Below are 24,352 nucleotides of genomic sequence, written 5' to 3'. Positions count from 1 at the left end.
CGGGAACGATGGCCTGTTTTCGGAATGGCTCTACGATTGCCAGAAAGCCCTGGAGCGCAAACCTTCAGTTTGCGCGGGCGGAGGGAACGCGGGAAACCGGGCCGCTCAACGCCAGCCCACCGGCACCATCGACCGCAACAGCCGGGGAAATTCCACCCCCAACCGCGCCTCCAACTCACGGGAGACGGGCCGGAGCCGCTCCAAGTCGGGCTTGGGCACGTCCGGGCCGAAGCCGAAGCCGATGACATTGCCCCGGCCTATAACCGGCAGGCGCAGCGTATGACTACCGTAATATTGGCGGAGCAGGTCCACGGCCTCGCGGTACGAATCGCGGTCGCTACCCCACAGGTTGAGGGAAAACACCCCGGAAGGCTCCAGCAACCGGGCGCAGGCGGCGAAGAAATCGCGTTCGTTGACCGAGGCCGACAAGCCCCGGTCATCGTAGATATCGACGAAGATGTGGTCGTAAACGGATGCCCCGGCCACAGCCTGCCGACGCACGAACTCGCGGGCGTCGCCGATATGGATGGCGAGGTTCGGTGCTTCCGGCAACCCGAAATAGCGGTGCGCCACCTCCACCACGGCGGCGCGGAACTCCACCACCTCGATCCGGCAGTCCGGGAAGTTCCGCGCCAGGAACTTGGCGAGCGACCCGCCCCCGAGGCCCAGCGCCAACACCCGGCGCGGCGCGGGCACGAACATCAATCCCGCTAGCATGGCCCGGATGTAGGACAGTTCCAGCCGCTCCGGCTCGGCCAAGGCCATGGCGCTCTGCCGGGGCGGCGTGCCGAAATGCAGGGCGCGCACCCCATAGCCATCGACCACCTCGATCAAGCCTTCCGTATCGCGCCCGCAATACACCAGCGTCCCGCCATACCTACGCACGGGCTCCGCGTCCTGTGCCCCCTTGCGGAAACCGAACATCATCATCCTCCTTTCAATTCCGTCCCATGGGCGTCCGCTAGGCCATACGGCGCAAAGACTGTGGTATTTCCCCGAACCCGCGCTGCGCCCACCGGCGACCAGCGGGAATAAACCCTTGTTTTCAAGGCAAAATCGGCTTTCGGCACGCTAACTGCACCGTAGATCGTCGCATAGCCTCTTCGACTGGGACACCGCGGGCCGGCCAAACCTCCTCTTTGATCTTCCTGACTTCCCACCGTTAATCGCACCCTTCCGAGCTATCCTCAAGCGTTCCGCCTCCGGTGTCCATTTTTTTCCCAGTCCGGCTCCGTCCCGTCCGGTAATGGCTATAATCCTGGGCCGACCCGCATCCCCGGATGCCAGCGCCCAACCCTCCCGGACCCCCAGCCATGACCGCTCCCCCACCCTATCCCAGCGAAGACAACCACTATCTGGCCGAGCATGTCGCCCTTTTACGCGACAGCCACCGCCATTGGACGGGCCGCCCCTTGCTCGATCCCCGCCTGACCCACGAGGAAGCCGCCCGCCACCTGTTCGCCGCGCCCTTCGTGGTGGTCTCCCACGACACCGCCCCCGACCCCCTCTTCAACTACGCCAACCAGACCGCGCTGGCCCTGTTCGCCATGGACTGGGAAGAATTCACCGCGCTGCCTTCGCGGCTCTCCGCCGAGAGGATCAACCAGGAGGCGCGGGCGGAACTGTTGGCGCGGGTGGCCGAGCGGGGTTACATCGACGATTATCAGGGAGTCCGCATCGGACGGCATGGACGGCGCTTCCTGATCGAGGCGGCCACGGTGTGGAACCTGCTCGATCCGCGCGGCGTGATCTGCGGCCAGGCGGCCTGCTTCAAGCATTGGAAGTTCTTGTGAAATCCCGGCGGCGGTCGCCCGGCGGCTAGGCCATCGCTTCTTCCGCCCCGGACTCGGCCAGCGTATAGCGGTAGAACGACGGCGAAGCCTCCACCAGTTTGACGATGCACACCCGGCGCTTGCCGCCGGGGAAATCCAGCATCACCCCGTCCCCGCCCCGCCATTTGCACGGCTCGGTGAGCAAGCCGACCTGCCCGTCCGGTTCGGACGCCTCCAGCCACACCGCGTTGCGGGCCCCGTCCTTCAAACGCTCGTTCCTGGCCCGGATCAAGCGCGGATTGGCTCCCAAAAGCTCGAAGCTATGCCAGAACCGGCCATCGCGGATTTGTCCGCTACGCAGGACGCCGAGTTGCACCCATTCGTCGTCGGAATTGAGTCCGATCAACGAACCCGCCCGCAGCATCCACCGCCCCGAATCCAACAGATAGAAACCCGGCAGCGCCGAAGGCACCACCTCGACCATGCGGTTTTTCTCCGCCGTCTCGCTGGCCACCACGGCCTCGGCCAGGGTACGCCCGGTGAAGCGCGGCGCGATGTGGAGCTTGGTGCTGTCCAGCGGCGCGAGTTCCAATTCGTTGCCCGCCCAGGTTTCCGTGCGGCGGCCGGGCTTGGAACGGCGGAACTCGATATCCTTGAGCATCGGCACCACGGCCTTGAACCCGGTGGCGAGCGAGACCCGACGGCCCCCGGCGACCTCCAGACAGGGCAGGCGATCCCCGAGCCGCGGCAAAACCCGCCGCAGGGGATGGGTTTCGGGCGCGACCGGCACCCGCAGGGTCTCGCGCAAGACCGACAAGACCCGTTCCGCCGACACGCAAGGCAATCCCGCCGGCGCAGGCACGCCCGGCGCGACCGGCACCAAAATATCCAACTCCTCGGGATCGAAGCAGAACGCCGAACGCAAACCAGCCTCGTCCGCAACCGGCGAACCCTGTTTGGCCGGGAGCGCCAGCCCGTCGAACAAGCGCTGCGTCTCGTCCTGCGGCAGGCCGCGCGGTACCGCCAAGCCGAACAAGAAAAAGCGCAGGAACAAATCGCGCAACACCACCGGCGGCCTGCCCTCCAGTTCGGCGGCGGCGTCCAGCACTTCCGCCGCCACCGCGTGGCGGTATAGCCTGCGGAACGAGGACAGCACCGAGGACGACGGCGCCTCGTAGACCTGGGCCGAGCGCAACATGCTTTGCAGCAGGTGTTCCAGGCAGCGGCGATAGATGAATAAACGGCACGGCGCGTCGAACGCCTCCTGGAACGCCGCAGCCTCCACCAGTTGCCGATAACCGAGCGCGGCCTCAAGATGGAAGCGGGCCGCGAGGCTGGCGATCTTGCGGGCCTTTTCCTCCATGGGAAAATCGGCGTCGATGAAATGGGGCAGCAAACCCCGCTCCAAGCCCTGGACCATCGGATGGCAGCGCTCCAGCAACTCGAAACGCAATTGCAAAGGCATGGGATAGACGTTCAAAGCCTGCTGCACCGGCAGGAACCGCTGGCAACACTCGCGGATATTGCCCAGCGGTAGTTGATCCAACCAAGCGGTGGCCGATTGGACATCCAGGGCGAAGGGCAGGGCCGGTATTTCCTGAAGCAGCATGGCGGGTAGAACCGACTATCGTGGGGTTTAAGGGAAGAAAAACGTCCAAAGTTTAGCCTTGTCGGCACATTCTGACAAAGCCGCGCCCGGACCAGACCGGCGGTTTGTGAAATAGCGCTCAATACCAGGGCCAATCTGGGACGGCCAAACCGCCACCCAGGATAGACTCGGGATCGCGCTATCGATAAGAAGAGGAAGGGAATCGCGCCCCGGCCCCTCTTCAGCGAGACGGGCCGGAACGGAAGGGGCCACAGCCCCGGAGCGAGCCACCGCGTAGAGGCGATGGCTCCAAGGGAAGATCAACCCCGGCCGGCGGCGGTGTTGCGGATGCGGTGCTTGTCCATCAGGCGATAGAGCGTCATGCGCGACACGGCCAGTTGCCGGGCCGCCCGCGAAATATTGTTCTCGGTCGCCCGCAGGGTGACCTGGATGATCTCCTTCTCGGCCTCGGCCTTGGCTTCGTCCAAGGTCATCACATTGCCCTGGAACTTGGTGGTGCCGGGCTCGACCACGTTCAGCCCCAGGTCTTGCGGGGTGATCCAGCGGTCCTCGCACATGACCATGGCGCGGCGGACGCGGTTGATCAACTCGCGGATATTGCCGGGCCATTCATAGCGCTGCATGGAAGTGACTGCCTCGGGCGTGTAGCCGCTGATATGGCGGTACTTCTCGTTGACGAACAGGTCTAGGTAGTACTTGGCCAGCAGTTCGATATCGTCGCGGCGTTCGCGCAGGGAAGGCACGTTGACCACGAACGGACTCAAGGCTTGGTACAGTTCTTCCAGGAAATGCCCATCGGCGACGGCTTTCGCCAGATCGGTATGGGAAGCGGCGATGATGCGGACATCGACCGGAATATCGCGGTCGCCCCCCACGCGGCGGATGGTCTTCTCGCGCAGGAAGCGCAGCATGACCTCCTGGAGGTCGGCGGGCAATTCGCCCACTTCGTCGAGGAACAGGGTGCCGCCGGAAGCGGCCTCGATGCTGCCTTCCTTGGTGCGGTAGGCACCGGCGAACGCGCCTTTCTCGAAACCGAACAACTCGGACATCATCAGGTTGGAGGGCAAGGCGCCACAGCTCACCACGATGAACGGCCTATCGCCACGCATGGAACGGCGGTGGATGGCGCGGGCGGCGATTTCCTTGCCCGAACCGTTCTCGCCCCGGACCAAGACCGGAACATCCAGGCCGGCCGCCCGTTCGATATCAGCGAACAGCTTGGTGAATTTGGGGCTGCAACCGATGATGCCCTCGTCGCCGTGGCTCGGGGTCTGGGCACGCAGGCGCTTCATCACCAAGGCCATGCCGTAGGCGTGGCCGAGGGTGAATTGCAGGCGCTCGGGATCGAGCGGCAGCGTGTGGTAATCGTAGAAGCCCTGGGCGATCAACTGGCAAACCTCGCGGTTATGCAGAGCTTGCGGCGGCAGCAGCGCGATCCATTCCATGGGATAACGCATCGCCAATAGCGACTGGATGGGTGAAATATCGGCTTGTTCGCGGGAACCGAACAAGACCATGCCCAAGTGGAAACCGTGGGCATCGATAAGATTCTTGGCCTCGTCGAGCCGGGTCACGGTGATGATATCCCAGCCCCTGGCACGCAACGCGTCCAGTACGCCGTTATCGGTTCCCGTGGGATCGAAGCACAAAAGTTTGCGCGTATCCATGTATTGCTCTCCTATGTTAGCTAGCACTGAGTTGAACATTAAGTTTTCTTATGGTGGCCACCCCGGCCACCCTATTTCTCGGGAACGCTCCCGAATCCATCATTCCAAACGCGGTCCCCTGGATACCGCTCCCTAACGGCTTTGCGGCGTATCCGCACACAGCGCCTTAACAAGCAGGGGGCAGGTGGTTCCTCCCTTTCAATCAAAGCGGGAATAGAACCTGTTTCTTCCTTAACATATTTCTCCATTAGCTAACAGTGTAAAAGATTATTTGAAATCTGCCTACCCTGCCCAGCATAAAATTTGAGGCATATGCTTTCAACTAGAGTCACTCATCCCTGCGGTGGGCGGTGCGTCAACCACTGTTGGAATCCCATGCAGCCCTTGAAAGATGGGCCTTTGCTCCAACCAAACCCCATCGAGGCCCGGAAATAAGCCAGATGCGGACCGCCCGGATAAGTGGCATGCGCCCCATGATATGCTTGCACTATAAGACAAACTTTGGTGCAAAAATGCGGCGGTAGTAGCCCAAAAATACCGTGACACCATCAATGGTCCAATAGTGGCAATAAACATCGATTGAACAGCACAAAACTCTCCATACCGACGTAACCCCCCTGTAACTGGGGCTTAATTTATACCGCGCGGACTTCCGAAGAATCGGTATTTCCACCTACCTGGCACTTTTCCGTCATGCCTTGGAGCCTATGCGGCAGAAGCAAGACGAATCATGGCCCATGCATGGGGACTAGCAAAACGCCGCTCCACCGCGGCGGACGGAGCGGCTCCAGCCCCAGACCGTCCCGGTAGGGACTGAATCACCCTCCTGTATGGAACACGATCCCGTCGCCGTCCGCCGCGTCCACCCGGACCACATCGCCCGGACCCACCCGGCCCGCCAGGATGCTCTGGGCCAAAGGGTTTTCCAATTGCTGCTGGATCGCCCGCTTCAAGGGCCGCGCCCCGTAGACCGGATCGAAACCGGCCTCGCCCAACCGGTCCAGCGCGGCCTCGCCGACCGCCAGTGTGATATCGCGCTCGGCCAGACGCCGTTCCAGATAGCCCATCTGGATGCGGCAGATGGCGCGGATTTGCTCCCGCGCCAGGGGATGGAACACTACCACCTCGTCCACGCGGTTGATGAATTCCGGGCGGAAGTAGCGCGACACCACTTCCATCACCGCCGCCTTCATAGACTGGTAATTCTCTTCGCCCGCCAACTCCTGGATACGGTCGGAACCCAGGTTAGAGGTCATCACAATTACGGTATTACGGAAATCCACCGTGCGGCCATGTCCATCGGTCAAGCGGCCATCGTCCAATACTTGCAGCAGCACATTGAACACATCGGGATGGGCTTTCTCCACCTCGTCCAAGAGGATCACCGAATAGGGCCGCCGCCGCACCGCCTCGGTGAGATAACCGCCCTCCTCGTAGCCCACATAGCCCGGAGGCGCGCCGATCAATCGCGCCACCGCGTGCTTCTCCATGAATTCCGACATGTCGATGCGGACCATGGCCTCCTCGGTATCGAACAGGAACTCGGCCAGCGCCTTGCACAATTCGGTCTTGCCCACGCCGGTCGGCCCCAGGAACAGGAAGGAACCATTGGGTCGGCGCGGATCGGCCAGCCCGGCGCGGGAGCGGCGGATGGCGTCGGACACGGCCTTGATGGCCTCGCCCTGCCCCACCACCCGCCGACCGAGTTGGGCTTCCATGTGCAGCAGTTTTTCCCGCTCGCCTTCCAACATCTTGGACACCGGGATGCCGGTCCATTTCGACACCACCTCGGCGATTTCCTCATCGGTGACTTTGTTACGCACCAATTTGGCCTCCTGGGCTCCGACCTGCGCCGCCGCGTCCAGTTCCTTCTGCAAGCGGGGAATTTCCCCGTACTGCAATTCCGACATCCGTCCCAGGTCGCCCGCCCGCCTTGCGGCCTCCAGGTCCAACTTGGTCTTTTCCAGCTTTTCCTTGATCGCCGTGCTGCCCTGCAAGGTGGCTTTCTCGGCCTTCCAGATTTCCTCCAACTCGGCGTACTCGCGCTCCATCTCGCCGATGCGCTCCTGCAACTCTTCCAGGCGGCGGCGCGAAGCCTCGTCGGCTTCCTTCTTCAAGGCTTCGCGCTCGATCTTGAACTGGATCAAGCGCCGCTCCAGCCGGTCCATTTCCTCCGGCTTGGAATCGATCTCCATGCGGATACGGCTGGCGGCCTCATCCACCAAATCGATGGCCTTGTCCGGCAGGTTGCGGTCGGTGATGTATCGGTGCGAGAGCATCGCCGCCGCTACGATAGCCGGATCGGTGATCGTGACACCGTGATGCACTTCATATTTTTCTTTCAAACCGCGCAAAATCGCGATGGTATCCTCGACATTCGGCTCGTTTACCAACACTTTTTGGAAACGGCGCTCCAAAGCCGCGTCTTTCTCGATGTATTGGCGGTACTCATCCAACGTAGTCGCTCCAATACAGTGCAACTCGCCGCGGGCCAGGGCCGGTTTCAGCATATTGCCGGCATCCATCGCGCCTTCGGCCTTGCCCGCGCCGACCATGGTATGCAGTTCGTCGATGAACAGGATGAGCTTGCCTTCCTGCTTGGCGATATCCGTCAATACCGCCTTCATGCGCTCCTCGAATTCGCCACGGTACTTGGTCCCGGCGATCAAAGCCGCCATGTCCAGGGCCAAGAGGCGCTTGCCCTTGACGCCTTCCGGCACCTCGCCGTTGACGATGCGCTGGGCCAAACCTTCGACGATGGCGGTCTTGCCCACGCCGGGTTCGCCGATCAAGACCGGGTTGTTCTTGGTGCGCCGCTGCAAGACCTGGACGGTGCGGCGGATTTCGTCGTCGCGCCCGATCACCGGATCGAGCTTGCCCTGCTCGGCGCGGGCGGTGAGGTCGATGGTGTATTTCTGCAAGGCTTGGCGCTGCTCCTCGACATTGGCATCGTTGGCCTTCTGACCACCGCGCAGTTTCTCGATGGCCTGTTCCAACACCTCGCGGTTGAGGCCGGATTTGCGCAACGCATCGCCCAACTGCCCGCGATCCTCCAGCGCCGCCAGCAAGAATAATTCGCTGGTGATGAATTGGTCGCCGCGCTTTTGGGCCAGTTTGTCGGTGAGGTTCAAGAGGCGCAGCAAATCGTTGGAAATCTGCACATCGCCGCCCACGCCCTCGACCTTGGGCAGCCGGTCCAACGCCTGACCCAAAGCGGTGCGTAGCGGATTGACGTTGATGCCGCATTGCGCCAATAAGGGCCGCACCGTGCCGCCGTCCTGGTCGATGAGGGCGACCATGGCGTGGAGGGGTTCGATGAATTGCTGATCCTTGCCCAAGGCCAGGCTTTGCGCCTCCGCCAGTGCGGCCTGGAATTTGCCGGTCAATTTGTCCATTCGCATAAAAGATTACCTGCCGGGATATGATTCAGTGATGCCGCTTAAATGAGGCTTAAACCGGCCATTTTCAAGCCAGCGCCCCGCCACCGCGCCCCGGAATGGTGCCGCCCGGCCCGCTTGGTGCGGGCTTTGCGGGTCTTTTATAATGGCCGCGGCCTCGCGCTCCCAAGCCTCCCAGGCGACCGCCTTCCCGGCGTCAAGCAACCACAGTTCCGGTGACCAATGGCCTTGCGCCTCCCACGATTGAACGGCGACCTGTTTCCACTTTTGCTGCTGCTGTCGGTTTATGGCTTCGCGCTTTCCCTGCTGCTCGGACGCGGCAGTTACAAACCCTGCCTCTACCTGTGCGGCTACGCCACGCTGGGCATCCTGGCCTTCACCCGCCCGCCGCGACTGGACCGGGATATCCTGGCGGTGGTCGGCCTGGGGACGCTCCTGCTGGGGCAGGGATTGGCGATGGCGGGCGACAAACTCTGGGGCAGCGCCCATACCGCGCTGTTCGGGGCGACGCTGTTGGTGTTCGCCCTACGCCTATTGCCGGAACGGCTGGCGTGGGGCCGTCCGCCGCCCCATGCGGCCATCGCGGCGGCGTTCCTGCTGGTCGCGGTGCTGGCCCATGCCCTGGCCTATCCGCTTAAGCTCAACCACGCCGGGCTATATTCCAACCTGCATTATCTGGCCCTGTTTTCGGTCACGACCCTGCCCCTGTTATTTTATTTCGCGGCGACGATCCAGAGCCGATTGCGCTGGTTATGCATACTGGCCTTGGTGGTGGATTTCTGGCTGTTGCTAAAAACCCAATCCCGGCCCGGTTATCTGGCCTTGCTCGCCAGCGCCCTGGCAAGTTTGCCCTTCCTATCACGGCGTTGCCAATTCATCGCCTTGGGGTCCATCGTGTTATTACCCTTGGGATTATATTTCTCGGGATTATTCGGTTTCGCCGCCAGGGTGGACGACCTCGCCGCCAACTTCCTCAAGGAAGAACGGATGATTATTTGGCGGGAAACCTGGGCCATGCAATTACGCAGCCCCTCTTTGGAATGGGCTTTCGGCCATGGTTTCGGGGCGTATTTCTGGAATTACCAGCCGATTTCCAGCTATCACGGCAAAGAGGATTTTACCTTTCCCCATAATTATTTCCTGGAAGTCCTCTATAGCCATGGACTTCTGGGATTGACCCTGGTCACGCTGGCCTATGCCTCATTCTTCTGGAAGCTAGCCACAACCACCTGGCGCTGCCGAGATCAAGCCGGGACAAGATTCGGCATCATGCTCATCAGTGTCGCCAGCGCCGAACTGGTGCAAAGTTTCCTCACCCTGCCCTTATTTTCCCGGCACCAGCTTTATCCATTCGGCCTGTTGTTAGGGGCCAGCCTTTATTACTTCAGAAAACATACTCTCCATGAGCGCCCTTGATTTCCCGCCGATCAGCCTGATTATTCCCAATTTCAACGGGTCCGCCTTGCTCAAGGCCAACCTGCCCGCCGTGCTGCGGGCGGCGGCGGATTATCCTGGAACCGCTGCCGTCATCGTGGTGGACGATGGCTCGCGGGATGACAGCGCGGCCCTGGTCCGCAGCGAATTCCCCCAGGTGACGCTGATCGAGCATCCGGTCAACCAGGGTTTCGCCGAAGCCATCCATTCCGGCGTCGCGGCGGCTCCAACCGAAGTGCTGGTTTTCCTCAATTCCGATGTTTCCCCCGCCCAGGATTTCCTCGCGCCTTTGGTCGGACATTTCGAGCGGCCCGAGATATTCTCGGTGACGCCACTGGTTTTGGATAAGCAAGGCGGCTGCAACGAGGTTTCCTGGCGCTGTTATCACCTCCAAAGCGGGCGGTTCCGGGCCATGCAATGGGCACCGCCCGCTATTTTCAACCACCCCTGGAAAACCCTATTCGCTTCCGGGGGTTCGATGATGCTGCGGAAATCCATGTTCACCGCGCTGGGTGGTTTCCTGCCGATTTTCAAGCCGTTTTATTCGGAGGATTTCGATCTGGGTCTGAGGGCGTGGCGGCGGGGTTGGATCAGCCTGTTGGAACCCCGCAGCCGGGTGGTCCATGACAGCGGTTCGGGTTCGATCAAAACCAATATCGCCGCCAAATATATCCGCGCCGTCCGCATTCGCAATCATTTTCTGTTGGAATGGTTGCATCTCCCGGCGCGGGATATATGGTTACGCTTGCTGCCGGGTTATCTTTGGCGTTCTGCCAGCCGTTTAGTGACTTTCAATTGGGTTTATTTCGCGGGTTTGGCCGGAGCTTTAATCCGGCTCCCGGAAGCCTTGCGTTTACGCACCGAAATCCAGGCTTCCGCCACCTTGGATTTTTGGACCCTGATGGCGGATATCGAACATTCCCAACATCATTGATACCCCCCAAACTCATGACTCCCGAACAACGTCTCGCGGTACTGATTTCGTTTTCCGGCGCAGGTGGCGTGGAACGGATGGTCCTCAACCTGTTGCCGGCCATCCTGCGGCAGGGCATCGCCGTGGACCTGCTGGCGATCCTGCGCCAGCCCGTGCCGGATTTGGTGCGGATCGAAGGCTCGGGGCTGCGCTTGTTCGATTTGGGGGTGGGCCATACCACCCTGGCCGTGCCCGCCCTGGTCCGCTACCTCAAAACCGAACGGCCCGCCGCCCTGCTCGCCGCCAAGGACCGCGCCATCCGCGCCGCCGTGCTGGCCAAGGCGCTGAGCGGGGTGGAAACCCGCTTGGTGGGACGGCTGGGCACCAATCTTTCCGCCGCCCAAGAAGGCAAACCGGCCTGGCAACGCTGGCTGCGGACCCAGCCCATGCGCTGGGTTTATCCCAGGGTGGACCGGGTGGTCGCGGTTTCGACCGGCGTGGCCGAGGACACGGTGCGGCTGACCGGGCTACCGGCCTCGCGGGTGGTGGTGGTGCGCAATCCGGTCATCACCCCGGACATGGCCGACAAAGCCGCCGAACCGGTCGAACATCCCTGGTTCGCCGATAAAACCTGCCCGCTGATCCTGGGCGCGGGGCGGTTGACCCGGCAGAAGGATTTCGACACCTTAATCCAGGCGTTCGGGCAAGTGCGGGCGCAGCGGGAATGCCGCCTGATGGTCCTGGGCGAGGGCAAGCTGCGCGGCGATCTGGAACGGCGGGTGCGGGAACTGGGCTTGGAAACTTCGGTCGCCCTGCCCGGCCACGTGCGGAACCCTTATGCCCATCTGGCCAAGGCCGATTTGTTCGTGCTGTCCTCGCGCTGGGAAGGTTCGTGCAACGTGCTGACCGAGGCCATGGCCCTGGGCACGCCGGTGGTCTCGACCGATTGCCCCAGCGGTTCGGCGGAAATCCTGGGCGGCGGGCGCTACGGGCCGCTGGTACCGGTGGGTGACGTGGACCAATTGGCCGACGCCATGCTTTACGCCCTGGACCATCCCACCGCGCCGGATTCATTGAAAGCGGCCGTGGCCGAATACAACGCCGAGCATAGCGCCCGGCGCTATTTGGAAATCCTGGGATTCGCCCCCCGCGAAGAAAATACCCCCGCAACCGCCAACGCCGCCTAAGCCCCTATGCTGCTCTCCCTCAAATACAACTTCCTGTTCGTCCACATCGCCAAGACCGGCGGCACCAGCGTCCGCGATTCCTTGTGGCGCTACAAATGGGCCGACCCCTACCGGATTCCGCAATTCCTGTGCAGCCGCCTGAGCGCCCTCACCGGCCATAGGATCGGGGCCAAATTCCCGCGCCATGCCAAGTTGATCGCGGCCCAGGAAATGCTGCCGCGCGAGGTGTTCGAGCGGTTGTTTAAGTTCGCCTTCGTGCGGAACCCTTGGGATTTGCAGGTCAGTTCCTATCACCACATCCGCCGCGAACGGCCCCAACTCATCACCCATGTCGATAGCTTCGAAAGCTTCCTGCGCTGGAAGCTCGACCCCGAACGCCCGCCGCAATACCACGCCGATATGTCCACCGAACGCCAAAGCGATTACCTGATCGACCTGCGCGGACGCAATCTGGCGGATTTCGTCGGGCGCTACGAATACCTGGCCGAGGATTTCGCCGAAGCCTGCCGCCGCATCGGCATCGCCTGCCCCAAGTTGCTGCACGCCCGCCAAGCCACCGACCGTGGGCGGGACTACCGGAGCTACTACACCGACACCACGGCGCAATGGGTGGCGGATCATTACCAAGCCGACCTCGCCCTGTTCGGCTACCGCTACGACGACCCCCAAGCCTTCCATTTCGATCCATGAGCCAGTCCCCGCCCCGGAGCATCCTCATCGTCCGGCTCAGCGCCATCGGCGATGTCATCCTGGCCTCGGGCCTGATCCCGGCCCTGCGGCTCGCCTACCCGGACGCCCGCCTCGCCTGGCTGACCGACGCACCCCAGGCCGATTTACTGCGCCACAATCCCCGGCTGGACCAGCTACACCTGTGGCCGCGCCGCCGTTGGCGGGAATTGCGGCAGAATGGCGAATACCGGCAACTCTTGCGTGAGGTGGCCGGTTTGGTGCGCGAACTCCGCGCCGAGCGCTACGACTGGGTGCTGGACCTGCAAGGCTTGCTGAAAAGCGGGGTGTGGGCCTATGCCGCGGGCGGCCAGCGCCGCATCGGCCTGGGTTCGCGGGAAGGCAGCGGCCTCTTGATGACCGAGGTGCTGGACCGGAACGTGGCAAGCCCCCTGATCGGCAAAGAATACCGCAAACTGGCCGGGTTCCTGGGTGCGGATAATTTCGCCCTGGATATCGCCGTGAGCGCCGCCGACCGGGCCGAAGCCGCCGCGATCAAGGCCGACGCCGGGATCACGGGCGCTTACGCGGTCATCGCCCCGTTCACCACCCGGCCCCAAAAACACTGGTTCGATGAACGCTGGGCCGAATTGGCGCAGAAAATCCAGGCGGAACGCGGCTGGCCGGTGCTGATGCTGGGCGGTCCCGCCGACCGCGCCCACGCCGCCGCGCTCCGCGCCCTGGCGGGCGATGCGCTGACCGACCTGGTGGGCCAGACCAGCCTGGGATTGTGCGCGGCCTTGATCGAAAACGCCCGTGGCCTCGTCGGGGTCGATACCGGCCTGACCCATCTCGGCATCGCCCTCAAAACACCGACCCTGGCCTTGTTCGGCTCGACCCGGCCCTATCTCGACACCGGCAGTCCCACGGCGCGGGTGCTGTACCAAGCCCTGGATTGCTCGCCCTGCCGCCGCCGCCCGACCTGTGGCGGCACCTACGATTGCATGAGGCTGCACAGCCCCGCCGCGGTATTGGCCGCCCTCGCCCCACTCCTGGAAACCGCCGCATGAAAACCATCCACATCGATCTCGGCCGCCATCTCTACGGCGGCGGGCGGCAAGTCGTCCATTTGCTGGAAGGGCTGGCGGCACTACCGGGCGAGCCGGTGCTGGTGTGCCGGGAAGGCTCGGAACTCAGCCGGGCGGTGCGGAATCCCGCCGTCCGGGTGCGGACGCTGCCGTTCGGGGGCGACCTCGACCTGGCGTGGACGGGCCGTTTGCGCCGCCTCATCCGCGAGGAAAAGCCCGACCTCCTGCATGTCCACAGCCGCATCGGCGGTTTCCTGACGGCCCTGGCCGGGAAGTTGGAAAACATCCCCATGGTCCATAGCCGCCGGGTGGACAATCCCCCGCATTGGATCGACCTTAAGTTCCGGTTCCCGCTGTTCCGGCGCATCGTCACCATTTCCGAGGGCATCCGCCAGGTAATGCTGGCCCATGGCGTGCCGGAGGCCCAACTGGTCTGCGTGCCCAGCGCGGTCGATACCGGACACTACCAACCCGGCGGCGAGCGCGGCGCGTTCCGGCGCGAATTAGGCTTGACCGAGGATTGCGTCCTGATCGGCGTCGTCGCCCAGATGATTCCGCGCAAAGGCCACGAAGTGCTGTTCGACGCCCTGCCCGCGGTTTTGGCCCGGCATCCCGCTATCCGGGTGCTGCTGTTCGGCAAAGGGCCATTGGAGCCGGAATTGCGGCGCATGGTGCAAACGCGGGGTTTGGAGAGCAAGGTGATGTTCGCGGGCTACCGCATCGACATGCACCGGGTCATTCCCTGCCTGGATGTGGTGGCGCATCCGGCCTGGATGGAAGGCCTGGGCGTGGCGCTGCTGGAAACCGCCGCCTGCGGCGTGCCCCTGGTCGCGGCGCGGGCGGGCGGGATGCCCGAGATCGTCCATCCCGGCGTGAATGGCTATTTGATCGAGCCGGGCGATAGCGCGGCCCTGAGCGGATATCTGCTGGATTTGCTGGACCATCCAGATCGCCGCCGGGAATTCGGCGAGGCCGGGCGGCGCTTGGCGGTGGAGCGGTTTTCGGTGGAGCGGATGGTGGCGGGGAATTACGCCGTCTACCGGGAAGCACTGGATCAAGGCGGGAACGATGGTTCAATCCGCCGATGACAGCCCCCCCTCCCGATTGATCCCGCCCACGACAAAAACCGGCATGGGGAGCGTTCTCCGCTGGGAACCTTGGGGAATCGGCGGAAGTCAGGGTTTGAACCGGGAAGGCATTTCCCGGTGCGTTTGAAACCCCGGCTACTCACATGGAGGTTGCCATGATCGTAGGACAAGCGATTTTCCTGGTATTGGCCCTGAGCCTGATGCTTAGCGCATTGATCGCCCGCGCCGCCAAGGAGTGATCGTCGCGCCGGGCCGTGGGAAAACCCGCCCATGGCCCACCTACCGGGCACCCAAGACCACTATAGTCTTGCCCTTCACCGTCACCAAACCCTGCTCCTCCAGATTCTTCAGCACCCGTCCCGCCATTTCCCTGGAACAACCCACCAAACGCCCGAGTTCCTGGCGGGTGACGCGGATTTGCATCCCGTCGGGATGGGTCATGGCGTCGGGCTGCTTGGAGAGTTCGATCAAGGCATGGGCGATCCGCCCCGATACATCCAACAGCGCGAGGCTCCGCACCTTGCGGCTGGTATCGAGCAGGCGCGTCGAAACCTGCCGCCCCAACGAAGACAGGATGGCGATAGCATGTTCCGCCAGATCGGCGGTCAGGAGGTGGTGCAGGCGTTGATAGCCGATTTCGGCCAGCTGGCTGGCCTCGCGGGTACGTACCGTCACATCGCGCACCATGCTTCCCATGAACACGCCTATTTCGCCGAGGAATTCGCCCCGGTTGAGATAGGCCAGGACGATATCCTCGCCGGTTTCCTTGTTGTGCATGCTGACCGTGCAGGAGCCTTCGACGATGTAATACAGCGTGTCGCCGGCATCGCCGGGCTTGATGATGGTGGCCTTGCTGGGATAACGGCGGCGGTGGCAGTGTTGCAAGAGCCGCTGCAAAGCCTCGTCGGCGGGCGGGCTCACGGAAGGTATGGGCATGATGGATGCTCGCGATGACATAAAAACCTTGGCCTAGCGCGGAAGTCTAGGGCGAATTCTATTCCCCCGATGCTGGCGGGGTGTGATACATTATGCCGCTATTTTTTCCGGTGGGGTTCTTCCGATGAAGGCTCGGGTCAAATGGGTCGAAAACGCGCTGTTCCTGGGAGAATCCGGCAGCGGCCATGTGGTGGCGATGGACGGGCCGCCGGAATCGGGCGGCAAGAACCTGGCCGCCCGCCCGATGGAAACACTCTTGATCGGCATGGGCGGCTGTACCGCCTTCGACGTGGTCCATATCCTCCGCAAAGGTCGGCACGAAGTGCGCGACTGCGAAGTCCAACTCGAAGCCGAACGCGCCGACACCGACCCCAAAGTCTTCACCAAGATACACATCCATTTCGTGGTCAAAGGCCACGGCCTGACCGACAAGGCGGTGGCGCGGGCCGTGGAACTCTCGGCGGAGAAATACTGTTCTGCCTCCATCATGCTGGGCAAGACCGCCGCCATCACCCATGATTACGAAATCGCCGAGGGTTAAAACGTCCTCGCCGCCCGCCGCGGTTCCCGCCCCGGCCCTCCCATCCACCATCCACCGCTGACAACCGGCGGTCCCAACCCAGACAGGGGGTAGCGTTAGCTCGATGGAAATCGATAAATTGCAATTGCACGGCTTCAACAATCTGACCAAGTCGTTGAGTTTCAATATCTACGACATCTGCTACGCCAAGACCGAGCAACAGCAGCGTCGCTATATCGAATACATCGACGAGATGTACAACGCCAAGCGGTTGACCCAGATTTTGACCGATGTGAATGCGATCATCGGCGCGGAAATCCTCAACATCGCCCGCCAGGACTACGAGCCGCAAGGCGCGAGCGTCACCATGCTGATTTCCGAGGGGCATGTGCCGGACACCATCACCAACCTCGAAGCCCCCGGACCCATGCCCGACTCCGTGGTCGCGCACCTCAACAAAAGCCACATCACGGTCCACACCTACCCGGAAAGCCATCCCTACGGCGGCATTAGCACCTTCCGAGCCGATATCGATGTCTCCACCTGTGGCCGCATCTCGCCCCTGAAGGCGCTGAACTACCTGATCCACAGCTTCGAATCCGATATCGTCATCATGGACTACCGCGTGCGCGGTTTCACCCGCGATATCAGCGGCCAGAAGCACTACATCGACCACGAGATCACCTCGATCCAGAACTACATCTCGGATGTAACCGCCGAGCGCTACCAGATGATCGACGTCAACGTCTACCAGGAGAAAATCTTCCACACCAAGATGATCCTGAAGGACTTCCACCTCGACAACTACCTGTTCGACACCGACAAGGACGCCTTGACCCTCGAAGAGCGCACCGCCATCCAGAAGCAATTGCAGCGCGAGATGGCGGAAATCTTCTACGGGCGCAACTACAAACTGCGCCGTTGAGGCATGACCGATAGCCGGGTCCGGTACCGACGCCGGACCCGGCTTTTTCGTGGGCGGTGAAAACACGCCCCGGCCCCTTTCCACCTGGCGGATTCGCCTTTTGTCGGATTGGTTTGGCCCGGTCGGGGGCGCTTTGCCATAATCCACCGCACCGTGCGCGGCCCTATCGAGTGACCTTTTCTGTCACTTTGATACGTAAACCATCCCCCGTCCCGCTGCCGCCCCGGCGGAATTCCACGCCCGGCCCGGAGTCCGTGGCTTGTAGAGCTTGGCTTTGTTCGTGCATGTCCCGGACGACACGCCAAGGCGCGGCACGATCATTCCGTAACCACCTCCCGCCTGGATTACCATCGGATCATCCGGCCAGAACGGAGTTTGCCCAACCTTACCAAGGATATCGGACACCGCCCTCCTATCCTAACTGCCTCCCATCGCCAAAGCCGGGAGCGCCCTGATTGACCGCTCTATCGTTTTATCCACATATATATAGAGGTTAAAGAACATGGCTAAGTATTTTTGGAGTACGACTTCCGCCGGCAACCTAAGCTCCACGTTCAATCCAAGCACCGATATCTTCATCTTCGACCTCGCCTCTCCCGGCGTTGAAATTTCCGCCGCGGAAGTCACGTTCGTACAAAGCGGCAGCAATGTCGAAATGACCTTCGGCGGCAAAACGGTAATCCTACAAAACGTCAACCTTTCGCAGTTGACCACCTCCACCGCCGACGTGCTGGGCAATATCCGCTTCAACGACGAGAGCAAGCTGATCATCGGCGACAACATCTCCAACACCGCCGGTGCCACAACCTTCGATAATGCCGCCAACACGCTCACGGGCGGTATCGGCGACGACCAATTGATGGGCCTGGGTGGCAACGACACCCTGAAAGGCGGGGCCGGTAACGACAAACTCCTGGGCGGTGAAGGCAACGACAGCCTGGATGGCGGCGGCGGCACCGACACCATGAATGGCGAAAACGGCAACGATATCTACGTCGTGAGTACTGCGGCAGAATCCTCAACCGTCAGCGACAGCGGCACCACTGGCAGTACCAACGATGTCGTCAACGTAGTGAGCAGTTTCACCGGCACCTTCACGCTCGGCACCGGCCTCGAAACCCTGAACCTGAGTACCGCCACGGCGACAACGGGCGTCAACGGCACCGGCAACACGCTGGCCAACTCCATCGTCGGCAATTCCGGGGCCAACACCCTATCCGGGAGCGATGGTAAAGACACGCTGATCGGCAACGCGGGCAGCGATTCCCTCAACGGCGGGAACGACAACGACTCCCTCGACGGCGGCACCGGCAACGACACCATGGATGGCGGCGACGGCGCGGATACCTATAAAGTGGATAGCGCGAGCGACTCCGTCACCGATACCGGCACCGACGGTGCCATCGATACCGTCAATGCCGAAAGCAGCTTCACCGGCACCTTCACGCTCGGCAACGGCGTCGAAGTCCTTAACCTCAGCTCCGCCACGGCGACATCAGGCGTTGGCGGCACCGGCAACTCCCTGGACAACACCATCACCGGCAACGGCGGTGCCAATACCCTATCCGGTCTGGGTGGCAACGACTCCTTGGTCGGCGGCGCGGGCAACGATTCCCTGCTCGGCGGAAACGGCGACGACACCCTGGATGGTGGCACTGGCCAAGACACCCTGAACGGTGAGAACGGTAACGACACCTACACCATCGATTCGCTAAGTGATTCGGTAAGCGACTCCGGCAGTTCGACCTCGGAAATCGACACCATCAACGCCGCTATCAGCAGCGGCACCGGCACCTACTCGCTGGGAACGGGCATCGAGAACCTCATCCTGACCGGTTCCGCCGCCATCGGCGTCACGGGCAACACGCTGAACAACAGCATCGTCGGCAACGCGGCAACCAACAGCCTAACCGGCGGCACAGGCAACGACACCTTGGACGGCAAAGGCGGCAAGGACACGATGGTGGGCGGTACCGGCAACGATGTCTATGTCGTGGACGTCTCCACCGATGTCATCACCGAGTCCAACGGTACCACCGACGGCATCGACGAAATCCAAACGGGTATCACCTACAGCCTGGCCTCCCTGTCGGCCATCGAAAAACTGACCCTGACCGGCACCACCGCGATCAACGGCACCGGCAACGCGGCGGCAAACACCATCGTCGGCAGCGCCGGAGCGAATATCCTGGACGGTGGCGGCGACGATGGCGTCGTCGACAGCCTCGATGGGGCCGGTGGCAACGACACCTACAATGTGTACGATAATCTGGACGTTATTAGTGATTCCGGGAACAACGCGACCAGCAAGGACACCATCAGCATCAGCCAAACCACCGGCAGCTATACCCTCACCGATGCCAGCAATGTCGAGAACCTCACTTTGACCGGTAACGGCGACGTCAACGCTACCGGCAATTCGCTCGACAACCTGATCACCGGCAACAACGGCAACAACAGCCTGGTCGGCGGCGATGGCAAAGACACACTCAACGGCGGCGCGGGCAACGATACCCTCGACGGCGGCGTGGGCAACGATAGCCTCAATGGCGGCACGGGCAGCGACACTTATCTGGTCGATAGCGCATCCGATACCATTTCCGATAGCGGTACCAGCACCGCCGATGTGGACACTGTGATCGCAACCTTGACTAGCGGCACCTTCAACCTGTCCAGTATCACCACCATCGAAAACCTGACTCTGGGCGGCAGCGCCAACATCAACGGCACCGGCAATTTGCTGAACAACACTATCACCGGCAATGCCGGTGCCAACATCTTAGTGGGCAGCAGTGGCAACGACGTCTTGTACGATGCCGCCAGCACCGCCGCCAACTCCAGCACCGGTGCCGACACCTTGAACGGCGGTGTCGGCAACGACACCTACTATGTCACCAACTCCGCAGCCACCGTTTCCGAAGCCAAGACCGTCGGCGGGGAAACCGTCGTGGGTTCGGGCACGGATATTGTGTTCGCATCGGTCGGTTTCACCCTGACCGATACCAGCGGCATCGAGAATCTGACCCTGACCGGGACAGGTAGCAACGCAGGAACCGGCAACTCCCTAAACAACGTCCTCACCGGCAACAACAGCGCAAACACCTTGACCGGCAACAACGGCAACGACTCGCTGTCCGGCAACAACGGCAACGACAGCCTGGATGGCGGAGCCGGCAACGACAGCCTGGACGGCGGCAGCGGTACTGATACCCTGGACGGCGGGGCCGGTGCCGATACCCTGCTCGGAGGGGCCAATAACGACAGTCTGCTTGGCGGGAACGACAACGACAGCCTGGATGGCGGGTCCGGCAACGACACGATGGACGGCGGCAATGGCAGCGACACCTATAGCGTTGACTCGTTGAGCGATTCGGTGAGCGATACTGGCACTTCGGGTACCGATACCCTCAACATCACCCTGAACAGCGGTAGCGGTACATTCAACTCGGGCTCGGGCGTCGAGAACTTCAACCTGACTGGCACCGCCGCCATCGGCATCACGGGCAACGACATGGCGAACATCATCATCGGCAACAGCGCGAGCAACGCCTTGAGCGCCGGCTCCGACGCTCTGAACGACAGCCTGCGGGGCAAGGGAGGCAACGATACCATCACCCTGTCCATCAATGCCGGTGGTTCCGACACGGTGGTCTTCGAAGACACCGCGGTCAATAACGGCCAGGACGCTATCAGCAACTTCACCGCCGGTTCCATCGCCGGTGGCGACAAGCTCGACTTCAACCTCTTCTTCGGCAGCAGCACCACCATCAGCCTGACCGCCGTGAAGGCTGATACCGACACCACCCCGCTGACGGTGCAAAGCACTTCGACGGTGGGGAACGTGCTGCGGGTGGACGACACCGGGGCCGCCATCACCACTGGGGCTGGTGTCGCCGCCCTGATCGGCGACACCAGCCTCGGTACGCAGACCACCCCCTTCCAGGACAACATCGGGGATGCCAGCGTGGAGCGCTACGTGGTCCTCACCGTGAACGCCACTAGCGGCACCAGTATCTGGTATGTCGATACCTCGCTCGATTCCGACAGCAGCGACTTGACCAGTAACGATGTCACCTTGGTCGGCACCATCGCCGGCGTCACGGGGGCAGCTTTGTTCGCCAGCGCCAACATCGTGGTCTAAGCAACCCACCCGCCGGGCACGGCCCCGTGCCCGGCGGTGGCTCAACCCAAATCCCAACAAAAAAGGCCGGAGGACGCGCAACGCGCCCTCCGGCCTTTTGCTTTCACGGAACGAGCCGCGCTATCCCGGCAAGCACCTTGCCAACAAAGCCACCGGGTGCAACACCTCGACCCCACCCAATCCGCGCCGCTTCAAGCCCGCCCGCAGGTGCATGGCGCAACCCGGATTGGAAGTCGCCAGGAAAGCGGGCCGCTCGGCGGCCACTCGGTCCAGCACCTCGTCGCGCAGCGCCCCCGCCATCGCAGGATGCTCCAAGGAATAACTCCCCGCCGCCCCGCAACAACGCACCTGGACCGGCAGCGGCACCACTTCCAGCCCCGGAATCCGCCGCAGCAGCGCGGCGGGGTGGCGGTCGGCCTTCAATACATTCTTGAGGGTGCAGGGCGCATGCACCACGACCTTGGCTTCCAAGGGCGCGAGCACCCAATCGTCCGGCCAGGGCAACCCGGCCAGGAATTCGCCGACATCCCGGACCCGGCCCGCCCACCGCGCCGCCGTTTCCGTCGCCGCCCGCTCGCGGTAATCGCGCAGCATCGCCCCGCAACCGCTGGCGAAGCCGACGATGGCGTCTTCGCCATCGAACGCGGCCAGATTGCGTTCCATCAGCGCCGATGCCGCCTGCGCGTCCCCGCCATGGCCGTGCAAAGCCCCGCAACACGCCTGCGCTTCCGGCACCCGCACCCGGACGCCCAGCCGGTTGAGCAGGCGCAGCGTGGCGGACACGGTTTCGGCGTCCAGCAGGTTGGCCGTGCAACCCAGGAACACATCGGCACGCCCGGTTTCCGCCGGGCCGGTGGCGGGATGGATGCCGATCCAATCGGTCGCCGTGGCGGTTCCGGGCAGGCCCGCCGCCACCTCGCCCAAGCCGACGGCTTCCAACAGGAAACCGCCGCCCCGCAACAAAGGCCCGCCCAGTGCGCCCGCCATCAACGCCTCGGCGCGGTGGCGCACACCGACCCCGGTCAAGAGTTTGCGCAAGGCGGCGGTTTTGAGCTTGGCGGCGCTGGATTTGCCGAGTTCGCCGACCTCGCCCCGGAAACGGTCCACGATGCCGCCATAGGGCACGTAAGCCGGACAGGCCGCTTCGCAGGCCCGGCACAGCAGGCAGTGATCGACATGGCGAGCCAGTTCCGGCGTGGCTTCGAGCGCACCCCGCGCCCAGCCCTGGATCAGGGACAAACGGCCCCTGGGCGATTCGTTCTCGTCCTGGGTCTGGAGGTAGGTGGGGCAATGCGGCAAGCACAAGCCGCATTTGACGCAGAGGTCGGTATCGGCGGCGAGATCGGGGCGGTTCAAGGGGGAACCTCGGGAGTTTGTGAGGGAAAGACGGCGGGGCCGGGACGCTCCCACAAGACCGTGGGAGCTTGGAAGGCGCGGGAACTCAGTGGCGGAAATGCCTCATGCCGGTGAACACCATCGCCAAGCCATGCTCGTCGGCGGCGGCGATCACCTCGGCGTCGCGCACCGAACCGCCGGGCTGGATCACGGCGGTCACGCCCGCCTCCGCCGCCGAATCCACCCCGTCGCGGAACGGGAAGAAGGCGTCGGACGCCACCACCGAACCCGCGACCCGCAAACCCACATCCTGGGCCTTGATGGCGGCGATGCGGGCCGAATAGACCCGGCTCATCTGTCCCGCGCCCACGCCCACGGTCTGGCGGTCCTTGGCGTAGACGATGGCGTTGGATTTCACGAACTTGGCGACGGTCCAAGCGAACAGCAAATCGCCGATCTCGGCTTCGGTGGGGGCGCGGCGGGTCACCACCTGGAGTCCGGCCCGGTCGATGCGGCCCCAGTCCTTGTCCTGCACCAGCAAGCCCCCGGCCACCCGTTTATAGTCCCATTCCGGCTTGGGTTCGGCGGGCCAAGCGCCGGTTTCCAGCACCCGCACATTGGCCTTGGCCGCCAGGATCGGCAGGGCTGCGGCATCGATGCTCGGGGCCAGGATCACCTCGACGAATTGCCGCTCGACGATGGCGCGGGCGGTAGCGGCGTCCAACTCGCGGTTGAAGGCGATGATGCCGCCGAAGGCCGAGGTCGGGTCGGTGGCGTAGGCGCGGTCATAGGCTTCCAGCAAGCTTTGTCCCTCGGCCACGCCGCAGGGATTGGCGTGCTTGACGATGACGCAGGCGGGCGACTCGGCGAACTGCTTGACGCATTCCAGGGCTGCGTCGGCGTCGGCGATGTTGTTATAGGACAGTTCCTTGCCCTGGATTTGCCGGGCGGTGGCGACGGTGCCGGGCGCCGCACCCGGATCGACATAGAAGGCCGCGCGTTGGTGGGGATTTTCGCCATAGCGCAAGGCCTGTCCATGACGGAACCGCGTCACCAGCGGATCGGGGAAGGGTTCGCCGCCTTCGATCTTGCCCAGGTAGGTCGAGATGGAGGCGTCATAGGCTGCGGTATGGCGGAAACTCTTGATCGCCAGCCGGAACCGGGTGGCGGCGGACAAGGCGCCGCCGTTTGCCTTCAGTTCGCCCAGCACCAGCGGATAATCCAAGGGATCGACCACCACACCCACGGCCTCGTGGTTCTTGGCCGCGCCCCGGATCATGGCCGGGCCGCCGATATCGATATTCTCGATGGCCTCCGCCAAGGGACAGCCGGGCTGGGCCACGGTGGCCTCGAACGGATAGAGGTTCACCACCACCAGATCGATGGGACCGATGCCATGCTCGGCCATCACCGCCTCGTCCACCCCGCGCCGCCCCAGGATGCCGCCGTGGATTTTGGGATGCAGGGTCTTGATGCGCCCGCCCATCATCTCGGGGAAGCCGGTGTGCTGGGAGACCTCGATGGCGGCGATGCCGCTGTCCAGCAACAGGCGTGCGGTGCCGCCCGAAGACAGGATTGCTATGCCCAGCGCGGCCAGTTCGCGGCAGAAATCCACCACGCCGGTTTTGTCGGAAACGCTGATGAGGGCTCGGGTTACGGGATTGTTCATGGCG

The 24,352-nt window shown here is 62.9% G+C and carries 17 protein-coding genes; 10 read left to right on the top strand and 7 right to left on the bottom strand.

All coding sequences use genetic code 11. The annotated features are described in order from the left end of the window. Nucleotides 1-105 precede the first annotated feature (105 nt). Complete coding sequence (locus B9N93_RS01690; RefSeq protein WP_254899318.1) at nt 106-930, bottom strand: spermine/spermidine synthase domain-containing protein; 825 nt, start codon at nt 928-930, stop codon at nt 106-108. A 383-nt stretch (nt 931-1,313) separates the two neighbouring features. On the opposite strand from B9N93_RS01690, the gene B9N93_RS01685 reads away from it, so the two are divergent. Then, nucleotides 1,314-1,793, top strand: coding sequence for an MEKHLA domain-containing protein (locus tag B9N93_RS01685; protein ID WP_085210313.1), 480 nt, complete (start codon nt 1,314-1,316; stop codon nt 1,791-1,793). Between the two features lie 25 nt (nt 1,794-1,818). Here B9N93_RS01685 and B9N93_RS01680 read toward each other — a convergent pair whose 3' ends face one another. The 3 genes from B9N93_RS01680 to clpB form a co-directional block, all read right to left on the bottom strand. Continuing rightward, nucleotides 1,819-3,381, bottom strand: coding sequence for a hypothetical protein (locus tag B9N93_RS01680; RefSeq protein ID WP_085210311.1), 1,563 nt, complete (start codon nt 3,379-3,381; stop codon nt 1,819-1,821). A gap of 299 nt (nt 3,382-3,680) precedes the next feature. Then, a complete protein-coding gene (locus B9N93_RS01675; RefSeq protein WP_176225090.1) occupies nt 3,681-5,048 on the bottom strand; it encodes a sigma-54 dependent transcriptional regulator in 1,368 nt (455 codons plus the stop codon). An 818-nt stretch (nt 5,049-5,866) separates the two neighbouring features. Further along, the gene (gene clpB, locus B9N93_RS01670) at nt 5,867-8,449 is read right to left on the bottom strand and encodes an ATP-dependent chaperone ClpB (RefSeq protein WP_085210307.1); all 2,583 of its coding nucleotides are present in this window, start codon (nt 8,447-8,449) and stop codon (nt 5,867-5,869) included. Nucleotides 8,450-8,674: 225 nt separating this feature from the next. Between clpB and B9N93_RS01665 the strand changes: the two genes are divergently transcribed. Genes B9N93_RS01665 through B9N93_RS01640 form a run of 6 tightly spaced genes read left to right on the top strand, consistent with a single transcriptional unit; the run spans nt 8,675 to nt 14,822 of the window. Further along, nucleotides 8,675-9,862, top strand: a complete 1,188-nt coding sequence (locus tag B9N93_RS01665; protein ID WP_176225089.1) for an O-antigen ligase family protein — start codon at nt 8,675-8,677, stop codon at nt 9,860-9,862. Beyond that, the gene (locus tag B9N93_RS01660; RefSeq protein ID WP_085210303.1) at nt 9,849-10,814 is read left to right on the top strand and encodes a glycosyltransferase family 2 protein; all 966 of its coding nucleotides are present in this window, start codon (nt 9,849-9,851) and stop codon (nt 10,812-10,814) included. Before B9N93_RS01665 ends, B9N93_RS01660 begins: the two co-directional genes overlap by 14 nt. Nucleotides 10,815-10,828: 14 nt before the next feature. Next, nucleotides 10,829-11,980: a glycosyltransferase gene (locus B9N93_RS01655; RefSeq protein WP_085210301.1), complete on the top strand. Its 1,152-nt coding sequence runs from the start codon at nt 10,829-10,831 to the stop codon at nt 11,978-11,980. A gap of 6 nt (nt 11,981-11,986) precedes the next feature. Further along, nucleotides 11,987-12,670 (top strand): sulfotransferase family 2 domain-containing protein, encoded by a 684-nt coding sequence (locus B9N93_RS01650; protein ID WP_085210300.1) that lies wholly within the window; start codon nt 11,987-11,989, stop codon nt 12,668-12,670. Then, on the top strand, nt 12,667-13,716 hold the full coding sequence (locus B9N93_RS01645; RefSeq protein WP_085210298.1) for a glycosyltransferase family 9 protein: 1,050 nt from the start codon (nt 12,667-12,669) through the stop codon (nt 13,714-13,716). Before B9N93_RS01650 ends, B9N93_RS01645 begins: the two co-directional genes overlap by 4 nt. Next, nucleotides 13,713-14,822: a glycosyltransferase gene (locus tag B9N93_RS01640; protein WP_085210296.1), complete on the top strand. Its 1,110-nt coding sequence runs from the start codon at nt 13,713-13,715 to the stop codon at nt 14,820-14,822. Before B9N93_RS01645 ends, B9N93_RS01640 begins: the two co-directional genes overlap by 4 nt. Nucleotides 14,823-15,101: 279 nt before the next feature. Here the strand turns inward: B9N93_RS01640 and crp are convergent, their stop codons facing one another. Beyond that, nucleotides 15,102-15,758, bottom strand: coding sequence for a cAMP-activated global transcriptional regulator CRP (gene crp, locus B9N93_RS01635; RefSeq protein ID WP_085210294.1), 657 nt, complete (start codon nt 15,756-15,758; stop codon nt 15,102-15,104). A gap of 124 nt (nt 15,759-15,882) precedes the next feature. On the opposite strand from crp, the gene B9N93_RS01630 reads away from it, so the two are divergent. The 3 genes from B9N93_RS01630 (at nt 15,883) to B9N93_RS24370 (ending at nt 21,344) form a co-directional block, all read left to right on the top strand. Continuing rightward, nucleotides 15,883-16,299 carry an OsmC family protein gene (locus B9N93_RS01630; RefSeq protein WP_085210292.1) on the top strand — a complete coding sequence of 139 codons (417 nt, stop codon included), beginning with the start codon at nt 15,883-15,885 and terminating at the stop codon, nt 16,297-16,299. A gap of 109 nt (nt 16,300-16,408) precedes the next feature. Then, nucleotides 16,409-17,203 carry an adenosylmethionine decarboxylase gene (gene speD / locus B9N93_RS01625; protein WP_425515941.1) on the top strand — a complete coding sequence of 265 codons (795 nt, stop codon included), beginning with the start codon at nt 16,409-16,411 and terminating at the stop codon, nt 17,201-17,203. Between the two features lie 502 nt (nt 17,204-17,705). Continuing rightward, nucleotides 17,706-21,344, top strand: coding sequence for a beta strand repeat-containing protein (locus B9N93_RS24370; protein ID WP_125468790.1), 3,639 nt, complete (start codon nt 17,706-17,708; stop codon nt 21,342-21,344). 120 nt (nt 21,345-21,464) lie between these two features. Here B9N93_RS24370 and B9N93_RS01605 read toward each other — a convergent pair whose 3' ends face one another. Continuing rightward, nucleotides 21,465-22,700, bottom strand: a complete 1,236-nt coding sequence (locus tag B9N93_RS01605; RefSeq protein ID WP_085210288.1) for a (Fe-S)-binding protein — start codon at nt 22,698-22,700, stop codon at nt 21,465-21,467. A gap of 85 nt (nt 22,701-22,785) precedes the next feature. Beyond that, nucleotides 22,786-24,348 (bottom strand): bifunctional phosphoribosylaminoimidazolecarboxamide formyltransferase/IMP cyclohydrolase, encoded by a 1,563-nt coding sequence (gene purH / locus B9N93_RS01600; RefSeq protein ID WP_085210286.1) that lies wholly within the window; start codon nt 24,346-24,348, stop codon nt 22,786-22,788. Nucleotides 24,349-24,352 lie beyond the last annotated feature (4 nt).

It is taken from the genome of Methylomagnum ishizawai (genome assembly GCF_900155475.1).
GTDB classification, from domain to species: Bacteria; Pseudomonadota; Gammaproteobacteria; order Methylococcales; family Methylococcaceae; genus Methylomagnum; species Methylomagnum ishizawai_A.
The sequence above is the reverse complement of the archived record's forward strand: the minus strand, read 5'-3'. Positions and strand labels throughout refer to the sequence as shown.